Below are 14,743 nucleotides of genomic sequence, written 5' to 3'. Positions count from 1 at the left end.
CTAAGCACCCATAAACTCACAAGTAAAAATCGAAGCAAATTTTAATTTTCATTACTAAAATCAGCACTTGCTAGACGTTTAAGTTGTCTATAACGGCGTTGTGCTTCTGCTTTATTTTTTTCAAATAATTCTTTTGCTTGCTCAGGATTTGATTTTTTCAAAGAATTATAACGCACTTCATTCATTAAAAAGCTTTCATATAAATCCCAATCAGGCTCTTTAGAAGAAATTGTTAAAGGATTTTTACCTTCTGCTTCTAAACGTGGATCATAAATATAAGTTGGCCAATATCCACATTTTGTGGCAAGTTCTGCTTGATTTCCTGAATTTCCAAGCCCACCTTTAATACCATGAGCTATACAAGGAGAATAAGCAATAATCAAAGAAGGTCCATCATAAGCTTCTGCTGCTATTATTGCTTTTAACAATTGCGCATAATTTGCATTAGAATTTACTTGAGCTACAAAAATATAACCATAAGTCATAGCAATTTGACCTAGATCTTTTTTCTGCACTGGCTTACCTGCTGCAGCAAATTGAGCTACTGAACCTGTTCTTGAAGATTTTGAGCTTTGACCTCCAGTATTAGAATACACTTCAGTATCAAGCACTAAAATATTTACATTTTCACCACTTGCTAAAACATGATCAAGCCCGCCATAACCTATATCATAAGCCCAACCATCACCACCAAAAATCCAATGTGATTTTTTACTTAAATAGCTTTTCAGTTCTAAAATATCATTTACAGTTTTAATCTGTTTATTTTCTTCTAGCAATGGCACTAACTTATCTCTTAGCTCTAAAGAAGCTTTAGAATCTTCTTTATTTGCAATCCATTCTTTATATAATGCAGAAAGCGCATTAGGAACTTCTTGCATACTTTCATTCATGATTTGCTCAATTTTATGTCTTGTTGTTTCAGTTGCTATTTTCATACCAAGACCAAATTCAGCATTATCTTCAAATAAAGAATTACCCCAAGCTGGTCCATGACCATTTTTATTACTTTTTCTATATGGAGTTGAAGGAGCTGAACCACCATAAATAGAACTACAACCTGTCGCATTAGCAATAATCATTCTTTCACCAAACAATCTAGTGATTAAAGTGATATAAGGAGTTTCTCCACACCCTGGGCATGCTCCATGGAATTCAAATAAAGGTTGAGCAAATTGAATACCTTTTGCATTTTCTCTATTTAAGATATTATCTTTATAGCTTACTTTTTTGAATAAATAATCTGCATTTTCTTGCTCACCATGATCAAGCTCTTCACCTAGTGGAACCATTACTAAAGATTTTTCTTTAGTTGGACACTCATGCACACAAAGCTCACAACCTGTACAATCAAGTGGCGAAACTTGAATTTTGAAATTTAATTTTTGCTCTTTTACGCCTTTTGCATTTAAACTATGTTCTTTTACACCTGCTGGAGCATTGTTTAATTCTTCTTCATCAATCAAGAAAGGTCTAATAACCGCATGCGGACACACTGAAGCACATTGATTACACTGAATACAATTAGTTTCTATCCATCTTGGCACCATAACACCAACGCCTCTTTTTTCATACTCAGTAGTACCATGCTCAAAACTACCATCTTCATAACCTAAAAATGCTGAAACTGGTAAATCATCTCCCTTAGCTGCATTCATAGGTTTTGCGATTTTTTCAACAAACTCAGTGCCTTTATAGGCTATAGTTTCTTCTTTAACTTCATCAGCTAAATTTGCCCAAGAAGGATCAATATCAACTTTTACAAGTCCATCTGCACCCACATCAATAGCTTTGTAATTCATCTCAACTATAGCATCACCTTTTTTACTATATGATTTATAAGCTAATTCTTTCATATATTTTTGCGCATCTTCAAAAGGAATGATATTAGCAAGCTTGAAAAACGCTGATTGCATAATTGTATTTGTTCTACTACCTAGTCCTATTTCTCTAGCAAGTTTTGTAGCATTAATAATATAAAAATTAATTTCTTTTTGCGCTAAAACCCTTTTTACTGCATTTGGAATCTTCTTAATAGTCTCTTGCGCACTCCAAATACTATTTAAAAGGAAAGTCCCACCTTTTCTAATGCCTGCTAAAACATCATAAATTTCTAAATAAGCAGCCACTGAACACGCTACAAAATGCGGTGTAGAAACTAGATAAGTTGAAGTGATAGGTTTTTTAGAAAATCTTAAATGGCTTCTTGTATAACCACCTGATTTTTTAGAATCATAAGCAAAATAAGCTTGTGCATAAAAGTCTGTTTTATCCCCTATAATTTTAATAGAGTTTTTATTCGCCCCTACAGTACCATCAGCACCAAGTCCATAGAATAGGCACTCTATAGTACTCTCATCACCCAAAGAAATTTTTTCTCCCACAGGCAATGAAGTAAAGGTCACATCATCATTAATTCCTATGGTAAAACCATCTTTTGGATTTGCTTGATTTAGGTTTTCAAAAACCGCTAGAAGTTGAGCAGGATCAACATCTTTTGAAGAAAGTCCATATCTACCACCAACGATTAAAGGTGCTTTTTCTTTTCCATAATATGCACTTTTCAAATCTAAATAAAGTGGCTCACCTAAACTACCTGGCTCTTTAGTTCTATCTAATACGGCAATTTTTTCAACACTTTGAGGCATTACATCAAATAAATATTTTAAACTAAATGGTCTATATAAATGAACTTTTAAAACCCCTACTTTTTCGCCTTTACTGTTTAGATGATCTACAACTTCTTTTAAAGCTTCAGTCACTGAACCCATTGCTACTACAATGCGTGTTGCATTTTTATCCCCATAATACACAAAAGGCTTGTATTCTCTTCCTGTAATTTTTGAAATTTCTTGCATATATTCATTAACAATGTCAGGAATAGCTTCATAATATTTATTTGCCAACTCTCTTGTTTGAAAATAAATATCATCATTTTGAGCTGTACCTCTTGTTTTTGGATTTTCTGGATTTAGACAGGAATTTCTAAACTCCATCAAAGCTTCACGGTCAAGCAAACGATCAAAATGCACATAATCCATTACTTCAATTTTTTGGATTTCATGGCTTGTTCTAAAACCATCAAAAAAATGCATAAAAGGCACTCTACCTTTAATAGCTGCTAGGTGCGCAACACCTGCTAAATCCATACTTTCTTGCACGGAATGCGAGCAAAGCATAGCAAAGCCTGTTTGTCTTGCAGCATAAACATCTTGATGATCGCCAAAGATAGATAGTGCTTGAGAAGCCAAAGCTCTAGCTGCCACATGAATAACCCCAGGTAAAAGCTGACCTGCGATTTTATACATATTTGGTATTTTTAGCAAAAGTCCTTGAGAGGCAGTATAAGTAGTAGTTAAAGCGCCAGCTTGCAAAGAACCATGAACCGTCCCTGCCGCTCCTGCTTCACTTTGCATCTCTACAACTTTAACCGGTACTCCAAAAAGGTTTTTTTTACCTTGAGAAGCCCATATATCAGTATAATCTGCCATTGGTGAACTTGGGGTAATAGGATAAATTCCAGCAACTTCTGTAAATGCATAAGCTGCATAAGCTGCTGCTTCATTACCATCCATTGTTTTCATTATTTTACTCATCTAATTATCCTTATAATTAAAATAATTACTTAAAATCAATAGCTACTTTATCTTGAATTGTCTTAAACAATGATAAAAAATTTTTATTATTTATAAGTATGGAGTTTGAGTGTGAAATTATCGGATATTTTTTATATACTCTATTGCCTCATAAGTATTTTTAAAAAGTGGAATTTTAAATTTAGCTAAACTTTCCTTGCTTTCATAACCACTACTCACTGCTATGGGTTTAACGCCAGCATTACAAGCTGCTTGGATATCTAAATGAGTATCTCCGATCATAAATGTATTTTCTTTACCTTTAGATAATTTTTCTAAAGCTAATAAAATAGGCTCGGCATTTGGTTTTGGGTGAGTTACATCATCTCTACCTATAATGACTTTAAAGTATTTTCCTATCCCTAAATGATCTAGCAAAGGTTTGGAAAATTTAGAACTTTTAGTCGTTACAACAGCCAAATCAGCAAACAAACTAGCCTCATATACACTTTCTTTTGCCAAAGAGAGCAAAGAAGTTTGCTCTATATAGATTTTTTGATATACGCTTCTATAAGCATTAATATACTCACTTGTTTTTTCTTTTGGCACTCCAAGTTTTTCAAAAGCTACATCTAAAGGAAAGCCTATTAAAGCTTTAATGGCCTCATGATCTCTTAAAGGCTCGCCAAAAGCTTTAAAAGCAGCATCAAAACCATCTAAAATGGCACTTGTAGAGTCTATCAAAGTGCCATCTAAGTCAAACAAAATTGTCTTTTTTAACAAAGTTTATTCTTTAATGAAAAATTTTGCTTCCACGCGTCTATTTTGCGCACGGCCTTCTTTAGTATCATTGCTTACTTTTGGCTTATCAAAACCATAGCCTTTAGTTGCAATTTTTTCTTTAGCAACACCTGATTTTTCAAGTTCTTTCGCAACTGCCTTTGCACGCTCTAATGATAATTTTTGATTATAAGCTTTAGTTCCTGTACTATCTGTGTGACCTTCTAAAATAGTATAATATTGTGGGTTTTCTTCTAAAACCTTACCTACTTCTTGGATTTTTTGTGCAAACTCAGGGTTTATAGTGATTTTATCAAAACCAAAATGCCCTTCAAGTGCTATTGTCTTTTCACAACCTATATGATCAAGCAAAGCACCTTTTCTTGGTTCTGGACATGATTTATCTATTTGTTTTGATTGCGGTTTTTCTTCGATTTGTTTAGTTGCAGTTTGAGGAGTTTTTGGAGCTTTATTGCCAAAATAAAAACTCAAGCCAACACTAGAAATCAAATTATGCTCACCATTATTGAATTTAATTTGATCTCTTGCTTCAAGTCTTAAAGCTAAGTCTTCGCCAAGTGCAAATTTAAAACCTGCACCATATTGAGCAAACATACCACTTTTATTTTCATAAGCTCCATGACTCAAATACTCATAACCTGTTCCCAACAAACCATATAAATATACATGATTAGCCAGATCAATTCCCTTAATAGCATTTACATAAAATCTTGAAACACTAGTATCTGTATGTGTATTATCGTTTGGATTATTATATTTTGCATTGTCATAATACTCTAAGCCAAGTTCAGCCTGATCTAGCCATAAATCATCATAATGATAACCAAATCTCAATCCCACTCCACCATAATTTTTAAGATCTAAATTTCCTTCTGGAGTTGTGTAGTTAAAGGTTGGAGTGATTTCTATTTTGCTAGTATCAAAAGCAAACAAAGCACTAACTAAACTAACTAATCCTATGATTTTTTTCATCGTCTATCCTTAAAAATGAAAATAAATGGTGTATTATATAAAATGAAGATTAAAATAAAATAAGCCCCTTTTGGGTAAGGGGCTTAAATTTACTACAAAAAGGAGGTTTCCCTGATCGGACTTTGAAATTATAAAAGTTTATTATAAATAAAAAATCCTATAATTTTAAACAAAACTAAAATATATGAAAAAATATGATTTTTTAAAAATGAAAGAAAAAATGGATCCAAAAATGGATCCAAAAAAGATTAACGTTTAGAGAATTGTGGGCTTCTTCTTGCTTTTCTGCGACCGTATTTTTTACGCTCAACAGTTCTACTATCTCTAGTAAGAAGTCCTTTTGGTTTTAATAATGCTCTAAAATCTGCATCCATAGCAGCTAAAGCTCTTGAAATACCATGTCTTAAAGCTTCAGCTTGAGCGCTGTATCCACCGCCTAAAGTTGTTGCTTTAATATCCATAGAAGTTTCTTGCTTAGTTACTAATAAAGGCTGAACTACTTTTAATTTTATAGCTTCATGTCCGCCAAGCCAAGTGTTTAAATCCATACCATTAACGATGATTTTACCACTACCAGCTTTTACCCAAACTTTAGCTACAGCGGTTTTTCTTTTACCTGTTGCGTATGTTGTTGCCATGATTATTTTCCTTTATTAGCAATTTGAGCAGTATGAGGATGTTCGCTACCTGCATAAATTTTTAATTTTTTTAGCATAGCTCTACCTAGGTTTGTTTTAGGTAGCATACCACGAACTGCTAATTTATATAATTTAACTGGATTTTTTTCTAATAAATCACCAAATTTTTCACTTTTTACACTTCCAAAATACCCTGAATGTCTGTGGTATAGTTTATCTTCTGCTTTATTTGCACCTGTGAAAACTGCTTTAGAAGCATTGATAATGATTACATAATCTCCACAATCAACATTTGGAGTATAGCAAGGTTTATTTTTACCTCTTAAAATAGTCGCTACTTCTGTTAAAAGACGACCAAAACGCTTTCCTTCAGCGTCTAAAACGATCCATTCGCGTTTTACTTCGTTTGGCTTTGTTATCTTTGTCATCATCTTACCTTTGCCAAAAATTTTTTTTAAAAATGAGATTATAATTATTTTAGCTTAATTAATACTTAATTTAAGAATATTTAAAGCTTAAATATTTTGATTAATTTTTGAAGATAAAAGTAAAATAGCACATTTTAAGTAAGTTCTTTATAAAATAACTTTTTATTATATTAAAAATAAGGTTTTATTTTGTTTTCTTTAAAATTTAAAACTCAAGAATATAGAATTTGTAAGCATTGCTCAGAATTTAATCCTGATAAAGACGCTAAATTTTGTATATTTTGCGGAAAAGAATTATACCATGTTGCAAGACAAAAATTTGATTATATTTATAGTAAAAATCCTGCTATCATGGTTGCTTTTTTAGCAAAAGTTGCCAAAGTAGATAATAAAATCATTACTCAAGATTTATCTAAATTTATATCTTCTTTACTTGATAAGATAGAAATGTTTTATACTAAAGAGTATAGTGGCTTTAGAAATACTTATGCAAGTATTTTTGAGTATGAGAAAAGTCAAGATAGAAGCATTAGTGAGCTTTGCTCTAACATACGCATAAGCAAGAAAGAAGCAGATTTTCTTATATGTTTATTGCTTGATCTAATATATTATGATAAACAAATGAGTGCAAATGAAAACACCTTAATGGAAAATATCATCATAGGACTTGGATTAAACCTCATAAGCTTTAGGGAAATAAAAATAAGATATGAGTAAATTTATAATTTCACACATGAAAACACTCAGCAAAAACAAGAAAAACACCAAGATGAAATAAAAATCACCCTAGAACAAGCCTATGAAATTTTAAATTCTCATCCAAATGATGATTTTGAAAGTGTTAAGAAAAATTATAGAAAGCTAGCTAAAGAATACCACTATGATAATCTTCATTCTAAAGAGCTTCCACCTGAACTTTTAAAGATAGCCCAAGAGATGATGAAAAAGATCAATCTAGCCTATGAAATCATAAAACAAGCAAGGGGTGAATGATGCTTATTTGCAAACATTGCAATATAAAAAATTTAGATGTAGCTAAATTTTGTAAAGAATGTGGAAGTAATGAACTATACGATCCACAAGCAAAAGAAAAACTAGAAAAAGAAAGACAAAGACAAGAAGAATTAAAAAGATTAGAAGAAGAAAGAAAAAGAAAAATCGAAGAAGAGATAAAAACAGCCCAAGAAGAAAGAGAAAAGAAACTCAAACAAAGAAAAGAATTTATCACAAAACACAAAAGTAAAATCATAGCTAGTGCGATGATTTTGATTTTGATAGCTTTAACTAGTGTGTATCAGTATTTTTACGGTGGAAAATATAGCCGAATTTACATAAGCGAACTTGAAAGTAAATGCCACAGCGATGAAGCAAGTTGTAAAATACTCCAAGCTATCTACAAAGAAAAATGCGACAAAGGAAATAAGAAGGCTTGCATAAGTGCTTATATACACAAACATAAGAATCTAAGAGCTATCAAAGATAATAATCAATGGAATTTAGTCGATGAAAATAATAAAATTTTAGTTGAAAATGTATTTGATAAGCCTTGGATTTTTAAAGAAGGATTAGCAAAAGTTCTGCTAAATGATAAAATGGGGTTTTATTGACATAAGTGGAAAAATTGCAATAGAACCTCAATTTGACTATGTATGGGATTTTGACAAAGGATTAGCAATGATCCTATCAAATAAAAAATATGGTTTTATAGATAAAAATGGTAAAGTTAATATAAAACCTAAATTTGATGATGCATGGGGTTTTAGTGAAGGTTTAGCAGAAGTTTTACTAAACGGAAAATGGGTATATATTGACAAAAAAGGTAATATCATATCTAATGATTAAATAACTTTATAGATTTGTTGAAAGGATAAATAATGAACCCTGAAATTATTAAGCTAGGCAATTTTAAGGAAGGTTTGATAATAATTAGAATGGGAAATAATTATGGTTTTATGAATGAAAATGATGAGATTGTAATAGAACCTATATTTGATGATATGGATTATTATTAAACCTCCACTATCTCCACTTTATCTTTTAAAACATACACCAAAAAAGCCTTAGTGGAAGTCTTAGTTAAGATTTTTTCTATGGCTTCTTTGTAAAGTAAAACTTGCTTTTTATGCTCGTTTAAATTTAAACCTGTTTTATAGTCTATAATGATAGCTTCATTATCATCAAATGCAAGCATATCAAGCTGTTTTTGCTCGCCTTTATAAGTGATGATTTGCTCTTTAAGTAACTTTTTACCCACTAAAAGTGCGTTAAATTTCTCATCTTTTAAAAGCATAGTAAGTCTTTTAAAAAGCTCATCAAAAGCTTCATCATCTAAGTAAAAACGATATTTTTTATACACCATTTGCTTGCAAAATTCAAAATTACTTTTAGTGTTAAAGTTAAAATATTGCAAAAACTCATGCAAAGCCAAGCCAAAATGTATTTGCTCGCTTGTAAAATAGTTTTTAACTTTAACTTCTTGTAAATTTACCTTTTGAAATTCTTCAAAGCTTTCTATTTGCTCTAATTTTTCCAAAGGCTCATTTGTTTTTGAAAGTTGTTCTTCTAAAATGCCTATTTGCTTTTCTTCATAATCTTTAAAATATCCTTTAAAACCCTTATAATTTTCATCATTTTTTATAACAAAAAGAGAATTTTTAGCTCTAGTAAGTGCTACATATAAACAATTTATCTCATCTTCTGTTTGGAGTTTTTTTCTTTTGTCTAAAAAGGCATTATAGCTATCATCTTCAAGGTATTCTCTAGCACTATGTCTGTATTTTATTTCCCAGCCCTGCTCTAAATCATACTCAAACATTAAAGTATCAGTGTCTGGAGCTTTTTTACTAAGTCTATCAAGCACGATTAAATTTTCAAATTCAAGCCCCTTAGACTTATGCACGGTCATAATGCTAACTCCATCATTTTGTGCTTGTAAAGAACTTAATTTACAAGGACTAAATAAAAAATCAAAAAAATTATCAAAAGTACTTGCATGCTCTAAATAGGCGATAAGATTAACATCGCTTAGATCAAGCTTTAAATAATCAATCAAGTATTTTAAAATTTCACCTACACTGCGGTTTATATCAAGCTCAAGATAACTAAGTTCTTTTTTTAAAATATCATTTACAAAATACAAACCAAACTCATCTTTAAGCACACAAGCCTTTGTATACTCAAAAAGCACTCTTACGCTAATACAATCTAACAAAGGAACATTGCTTTGCGTATAAGCTTTAACGCCATTTTCTTCAAGAAATTCTTGAATCAAAGTGGCGTCTTTATTGACCCATACTAAAATGCAAATATCATCAAGCTTAATGCCTTTTTCTAAAAGTCTATGGATGATTTTTAAAGCTTCTTTAGCACTTGCCTCATAAACAGAACTATCTTTACTAGGGATGTGATTTTGCAAAATTTCTACATACCCGCCTTCTTTAACGCTTTTTTGCAAAGTAAAGCTAGAATTTAAAAAGCTATCAAAAAATTTATCTTTAAAGGTGTCATTGACATAATCAACAATGATCTTTTTACTACGATAATTAGTATCCAAATGCTCTAGCTTAATTTGTGGAAAGTCTTTTAAAAGCTTATCAAAAAGTTCTTTTTTACCCCCTCTAAAACCATATATACTCTGCTTTTTATCGCCTACATAAAAAAAACTTCTGTTTTTTTTCACACCCTCACCTGAAACAAGCTCAGCGATAATAGGCTTTAAAATTTGATACTGCAAGACATTAGTATCTTGAAATTCATCGATTAATAAATGAGAAATATAACCATCAAGTCTAAAATAAATCAAATCTTTATTAGCCTCATCACTAATTAATTCATAAGTTTTTAAGGCTATATCTGAAAAAGTTAATGCGTTTTGCTTGGTATTATTTTCATTTCTTGCTTCTTTAAAATGCGCCAAAAGCTTTGCAAGCATACTTATGCGGTAATTTTCCATTTGATTAAAATATTCTTTTGCATTTTGTATAAGTTCTGCTCTTTTTTGTAAAAATTCATTATCAATGACTTTGGTAAAATAATCTTTTTTTAAATTACTAATAATAGGCTTAGCGAAAAAATCTTCCATTCTTTCAAAATTAAAATTTGAAAGATAATTTTTATTTGCGCTTAAATTTTTTGCATAAGCTATAAACTCATCAATATTTTTTTCTAAAGCAGCCTTGCTTGGAAAGTAAGCTTTTGGATTTGGCTTAACATCACAATGTTTGGTATATAAATTTTCAAGGTTTTTTAAAAAATCACTTTTGCTTTTTGTTTGGATAATGTAATACGCTAGACTTTTTAGCTCTTCTTCGTTTAATTTAGCAATGAAATTTTTATAACTATCTTGACTTTCTATGATCTCAAAATCACTCATAAAACCTAAATTTAAAGCAAAAGAACGAATGATTTGCGAAAAAAAACTATCAAAGGTATAGATATTGAGTTTAGATCTTAAAAATTCGTTTTTACGCTTTTGTCTTAAATCTACAAGCTCTTCTTTGCTTTTGCCTAGCATTCTCATAAGCTCATTGCATTCTGCTTTATTTTCTCCATTTTCAAGCACATCAAATTCTAAAAAGGTTTTAAAAATCCTTTCTTTCATCTCACTTGTGGTTTTATTGGTAAAAGTAAGAGCTAAAATTTCATTAATCTTAGCTCCCATTAACACCAAGGCTACAAAACGCACGCTTAATGCAAAGGTTTTTCCACTTCCTGCACTAGCTTCTAAGGCCAAAAAAGGCTCAAAATTACAACTCAAAGCTTAAACTCCTTTTTATAAAGCATGGTATAAGGACTATAGGTATTATCATTTCTTTGATTAGTAAATTCTTTTTCTAAAGGATCTTTTGCAAGCTCATTAAGCATGTCTTTAAGCTCTTGCACCTTTTCACTTTCAGTATTTTCATAAACGATTTTCATATTTTTTAAATCATAAAAACAAGCATTTATATTTTCTAAAGGGTATACACCCTCTAATAAAAACTTATAAAAAGCAAGCTGGTAAGTTTTTTCATCTATTTTCCCAGTTTTATAATCTATGACTAATTTTTCATTTTCATTTTCATCTAATCTATCTAAACGACCAAAAATAGTAATTTTAACTCCATTTTGAGCGATAAAATCTTTTTTTTGTGAAAATTCACAATCTCTTACCATAAAACCTTGTTTAAAATGCTCATTTTCAAGCACTTGAAATTCTTTAAACATTGCTTGTATTAAAGCTAAATTTAAAGCATCGATTTTGTAATCTTTCAAATTTTTTACAATATCCATAAATTTTTCATAGTCAAAATATTTTGCTTTTTTGTTTTGTTTATAGTATTTTTCCAAAGCTTTATGAATAAAACTTCCTAGCTCATTCGCTCTAAGAGTATCTTCTAATTCTTTTGGTTCTTTTAGTCCTAAGACATATTTATAATAATAATCTAAGCCATAATTTATCAAAAGGTGAAATCTCGTAAAAGTAAGCTCTTTACTAAAATAATCATGCTTAGCCATTATATGTGCAATTGGCTCAAGGTTAAAATCACACTTGTGTGTTTGAAAGTATTTGATATAGGCATTGTCACTGTATCTTTTATCTTCTATGAGTGAAAAATCAAGCTCACTTAAAAATCTTGACTTGATTTTTTCTTCATTTTCTACATAAGAAATTCCTACTAATTTTGCCTTGGCTATTAAAGTGTAATAATAATGTCTTTGTAAATTTTCTCTTTGAGCATGAGTAATAAGTCCTGCTTTTTTTCGAATTTCATTATTTAAAAATAACTCACTTGAAACTCTTTTAGGGATAAACTCATCATTAAAATCAACTATAACCACCCCATCAAAGCTGAGCCCCCTACTTTCTAAAAGACCCATTACAGTAACTTCACCACCGCCAACACTACTTAGTTTTTTACTGTCAATTTGCATGAAAAATAACTCTAAAATTTGCTTAAAACTTAAAGTATGTGTTTTTATAAGTTCTTTGATAAAAGCAAGCTCTTGATAGATATAATCTTGCAATTCTTGATTGTTAATATCTTCTAGTAAATTATGGATGAAGTTTTCAAAAAAATCAAAAGAGATATCTTCATCAAAAAGCTTTCTAAACTCTATAAAATCAACACCAGAAGGATAAAAATGCAAATTACATAGGTGCTTGTTTAGCTTTTGCCTATCAAAAAAATCTTCACTAAGCTCATACTCAAACTCATCATCTTTAGCACTTTCATATAAAGTCTTTAATCTATGATAAAAAAGCGTATGTTTGATACTTTCCCCATTAGCATAGTTTAATACATTGTTTTTATCATAAAGTCTTAAAATATCTACAAAGTTCTCATCAGGGGTAATCACTACAATATCTTTTGCACTAATACCAGCTTTTAAAAAGCTGTTAATTTTTTCAAAAACAAAAGCAGCTTGCAAAGACCGTAAATTAAAACTTTTATAAGTGATTTTATTTTCTTGTACAAAAGGACACTCTTGTAATATTTGCGCTTGGTTTACATCATATAAATACGCATGATTTTCCTTAAGAGAAAGCCCTTGTAAAAAGCTAAGAGAACTTAAAAAATCTTTATTAAATTTAGTACAATTAAATTGCACTTTAAGAGGAAGTATTTCCTTAACTTTTAACAAAAGCTCTACTTCAAAAGCATTCAAAAAACCTTGAAAATCAAAAATAATCTCATCATAATTTTTTAAAAAATCATTATTAATTTCATAATCTAACGCTAAAGAAATATCATCATATAAATTTTGTTCATGTAATAGGGTAAGATAATTTTTAAAAAGCTCTTCTAAAATTTGTAAATGTTCATCATACTGAGCATAAGCGTCATAATTTTTTAAAGCACTAATATCCTTTTTCTCCAAGCTAAGTTCTTTAAAAAAACTAAATAAATAAGCATTGTTTTTTAAAAATGCAAAAAAATTACTCGGTATTTTCAAACTTTGTTCTAAATTTTTAGTTTGTTCACAAGCCTTTTTCATCAAAAGCAAACACTCATAATGAGTTGCTTGAAAATGTGGAGAAAAAACTAATTTTTGCATAAATTCAGCTATACTCATAGCCGGATCTACTAAAGTGTCTATTTGTAGTTTTTTCTCATAATATTTTCTTAAAGCTCTTAGTGAGCTAAAAACAAAAAGCTTCATTATTTAGTCTGTAAAAAGAATTTAAAAAATCCTACGCTATTTTCATCTTGAGTGATTTTTAAAAGTATTTGCCATACGCCTTTTTCTTTGATATTAAAATCAAACACCAAATCACTTCCTTCTAATCTTGCTTGTAAATTCTCATCATTTACATTTGTATGTGGACGCGAAAGCAAGGTTTGAATTTGAAGTTTATTTAAGTCATAATCTTTTAAATTTTCAATCGCAATCCTAAGTTCATTTTGCCCTTCATTAATATAATAAACTTGATTTTTCTTATGTATAAAGCTTTCTTTATCTTTAATGCTTAATTTAAAATTTTCATCAAAAGTCTTTTGTCTGTTTTGAATTTCATTATAATTTAACTCTACATTTTGATAAGAATCAAAATAAAAATTATCTTCATATACAGGTGCTTTGCTTGCAATAAAAATCGTTACAATACAAGCTATAACAATAAGCCCTAAAGAAATCAAAATACCATAAGGCCAAAATGTTTTCTGATTTTGCATTTATCTTCTCCTTTTGATTTTTCTTTGAACTAGCATCAAAATTGCGACACATAAAAAACCATAAATTAAAATTCTCATGATATTTAAAGTATCACGATTTGAATTTCCATAAAAAGGTTTTATATTAAAATGATTTGCCACTTGATCAGCAATATCTGCATAACCATTTAAAATAGCAGCATTATAAATGTCTTTTTGTTTAGGATTTGCAAGTATAGGCAAAATCGTTCCTTTTTCAGGGTAAGGACTCAAAACACCTTCTTTATCAAAAAAAGCTAAAGCATCATCACTTGCAAGTATATCCACCTTATGTGAAGCTTTAGAAAATACAAGTAAAATATATGGTTTACTTAAATTAGCTTCATAGCTCTTTAAACTTTCAAAATCTTTTTTATCACTTAATGCCAAAGCGATATTTACTCCAGTTAACTCACGAATTTGCTTAGAGCTTGAAGTAATATTTTGTTCTATTGCAGTATTTAAGATATTGTCATTTAATAGTATTTCAGCATGTAAGAAATTAGCAAAGCAAATAAAAGCGGCGGTTAAAAAACCGCCTTTAAATATATTTTTCATCCTATAAAAAGGTGATTTACAGTTAAAACTGACCAAGCAGTAACTCCTGCTGCTACAACTAAGCCAGCTATGATTAAGTATTCAAGAACTTTTGCCAT

The 14,743-nt window shown here is 30.0% G+C and carries 13 protein-coding genes and 1 pseudogene; 4 read left to right on the top strand and 10 right to left on the bottom strand.

Annotated elements, in window-relative coordinates:
- Nucleotides 1-41: 41 nt before the first annotated feature.
- The 5 genes from nifJ to rplM form a co-directional block, all read right to left on the bottom strand.
- Entirely contained in the window at nucleotides 42-3,596 is a 3,555-nt protein-coding gene (gene nifJ, locus CAMP5118_RS04190) for a pyruvate:ferredoxin (flavodoxin) oxidoreductase (protein ID WP_337216683.1), read from the bottom strand.
- 117 nt (nucleotides 3,597-3,713) lie between these two features.
- On the bottom strand, nucleotides 3,714-4,358 hold the full coding sequence (locus tag CAMP5118_RS04185; RefSeq protein WP_337216682.1) for an HAD family hydrolase: 645 nt from the start codon (nucleotides 4,356-4,358) through the stop codon (nucleotides 3,714-3,716).
- Between the two features lie 3 nt (nucleotides 4,359-4,361).
- The gene (locus tag CAMP5118_RS04180; protein WP_263727589.1) at nucleotides 4,362-5,348 is read right to left on the bottom strand and encodes an OmpA family protein; all 987 of its coding nucleotides are present in this window, start codon (nucleotides 5,346-5,348) and stop codon (nucleotides 4,362-4,364) included.
- Nucleotides 5,349-5,596: 248 nt separating this feature from the next.
- Nucleotides 5,597-5,986 carry a 30S ribosomal protein S9 gene (gene rpsI, locus CAMP5118_RS04175; RefSeq protein ID WP_039617655.1) on the bottom strand — a complete coding sequence of 130 codons (390 nt, stop codon included), beginning with the start codon at nucleotides 5,984-5,986 and terminating at the stop codon, nucleotides 5,597-5,599.
- A gap of 2 nt (nucleotides 5,987-5,988) precedes the next feature.
- Entirely contained in the window at nucleotides 5,989-6,414 is a 426-nt protein-coding gene (gene rplM, locus CAMP5118_RS04170) for a 50S ribosomal protein L13 (RefSeq protein WP_039617653.1), read from the bottom strand.
- A 189-nt stretch (nucleotides 6,415-6,603) separates the two neighbouring features.
- Between rplM and CAMP5118_RS04165 the strand changes: the two are divergent.
- The 4 genes and pseudogenes from CAMP5118_RS04165 (at nucleotide 6,604) to CAMP5118_RS04150 (ending at nucleotide 8,426) form a co-directional block, all read left to right on the top strand.
- Nucleotides 6,604-7,407, top strand: a pseudogene (locus tag CAMP5118_RS04165) (DnaJ domain-containing protein).
- Entirely contained in the window at nucleotides 7,407-8,021 is a 615-nt protein-coding gene (locus tag CAMP5118_RS04160) for a WG repeat-containing protein (RefSeq protein WP_337216681.1), read from the top strand. Before CAMP5118_RS04165 ends, CAMP5118_RS04160 begins: the two are co-directional and overlap by 1 nt.
- Nucleotides 7,999-8,256 carry a WG repeat-containing protein gene (locus CAMP5118_RS04155; RefSeq protein ID WP_337216680.1) on the top strand — a complete coding sequence of 86 codons (258 nt, stop codon included), beginning with the start codon at nucleotides 7,999-8,001 and terminating at the stop codon, nucleotides 8,254-8,256. The genes CAMP5118_RS04160 and CAMP5118_RS04155 overlap by 23 nt, the downstream gene beginning before the upstream one ends.
- Nucleotides 8,257-8,288: 32 nt before the next feature.
- A complete protein-coding gene (locus tag CAMP5118_RS04150) occupies nucleotides 8,289-8,426 on the top strand; it encodes a WG repeat-containing protein (protein WP_337216679.1) in 138 nt (45 codons plus the stop codon).
- On the opposite strand, the gene CAMP5118_RS04145 is transcribed toward CAMP5118_RS04150, so the two are convergent.
- From CAMP5118_RS04145 to CAMP5118_RS04125, 5 genes are read right to left on the bottom strand one after another with little or no spacing between them, the layout of a single operon-like run.
- Nucleotides 8,423-11,170 carry a RecB-like helicase gene (locus tag CAMP5118_RS04145; RefSeq protein WP_337216678.1) on the bottom strand — a complete coding sequence of 916 codons (2,748 nt, stop codon included), beginning with the start codon at nucleotides 11,168-11,170 and terminating at the stop codon, nucleotides 8,423-8,425. The genes CAMP5118_RS04150 and CAMP5118_RS04145 overlap by 4 nt on opposite strands.
- Nucleotides 11,167-13,557 (bottom strand): PD-(D/E)XK nuclease family protein, encoded by a 2,391-nt coding sequence (locus CAMP5118_RS04140; protein ID WP_263663814.1) that lies wholly within the window; start codon nucleotides 13,555-13,557, stop codon nucleotides 11,167-11,169. The genes CAMP5118_RS04145 and CAMP5118_RS04140 overlap by 4 nt, the downstream gene beginning before the upstream one ends.
- Entirely contained in the window at nucleotides 13,557-14,069 is a 513-nt protein-coding gene (locus CAMP5118_RS04135) for a FixH family protein (RefSeq protein WP_263702501.1), read from the bottom strand. The genes CAMP5118_RS04140 and CAMP5118_RS04135 overlap by 1 nt, the downstream gene beginning before the upstream one ends.
- A complete protein-coding gene (locus tag CAMP5118_RS04130; protein ID WP_263702502.1) occupies nucleotides 14,070-14,645 on the bottom strand; it encodes a hypothetical protein in 576 nt (191 codons plus the stop codon).
- Nucleotides 14,642-14,743 carry a hypothetical protein gene (locus CAMP5118_RS04125; protein ID WP_149062088.1) on the bottom strand — a complete coding sequence of 34 codons (102 nt, stop codon included), beginning with the start codon at nucleotides 14,741-14,743 and terminating at the stop codon, nucleotides 14,642-14,644. The genes CAMP5118_RS04130 and CAMP5118_RS04125 overlap by 4 nt, the downstream gene beginning before the upstream one ends.

Origin of the sequence: Campylobacter sp. LMG 7929 (assembly GCF_024723595.1) — a bacterium.
Taxonomy (GTDB): Bacteria; Campylobacterota; Campylobacteria; order Campylobacterales; family Campylobacteraceae; genus Campylobacter_D.
This window is presented reverse-complemented; position numbering and strand designations above follow the sequence as displayed.

Coding starts and splice junctions, on each gene's coding strand:
- nifJ (WP_337216683.1), bottom strand. CDS start 3,596: ATGAGTAAAATAATGAAAACAATGGATGGTAATGAAGCAGCAGCTTAT.
- CAMP5118_RS04160 (WP_337216681.1), top strand. CDS start 7,407: ATGCTTATTTGCAAACATTGCAATATAAAAAATTTAGATGTAGCTAAA.
- CAMP5118_RS04130 (WP_263702502.1), bottom strand. CDS start 14,645: ATGAAAAATATATTTAAAGGCGGTTTTTTAACCGCCGCTTTTATTTGC.
- CAMP5118_RS04125 (WP_149062088.1), bottom strand. CDS start 14,743: ATGGCAAAAGTTCTTGAATACTTAATCATAGCTGGCTTAGTTGTAGCA.
- CAMP5118_RS04180 (WP_263727589.1), bottom strand. CDS start 5,348: ATGAAAAAAATCATAGGATTAGTTAGTTTAGTTAGTGCTTTGTTTGCT.
- CAMP5118_RS04140 (WP_263663814.1), bottom strand. CDS start 13,557: ATGAAGCTTTTTGTTTTTAGCTCACTAAGAGCTTTAAGAAAATATTAT.
- CAMP5118_RS04135 (WP_263702501.1), bottom strand. CDS start 14,069: ATGCAAAATCAGAAAACATTTTGGCCTTATGGTATTTTGATTTCTTTA.
- CAMP5118_RS04150 (WP_337216679.1), top strand. CDS start 8,289: ATGAACCCTGAAATTATTAAGCTAGGCAATTTTAAGGAAGGTTTGATA.
- CAMP5118_RS04155 (WP_337216680.1), top strand. CDS start 7,999: ATGATAAAATGGGGTTTTATTGACATAAGTGGAAAAATTGCAATAGAA.
- rpsI (WP_039617655.1), bottom strand. CDS start 5,986: ATGGCAACAACATACGCAACAGGTAAAAGAAAAACCGCTGTAGCTAAA.
- rplM (WP_039617653.1), bottom strand. CDS start 6,414: ATGACAAAGATAACAAAGCCAAACGAAGTAAAACGCGAATGGATCGTT.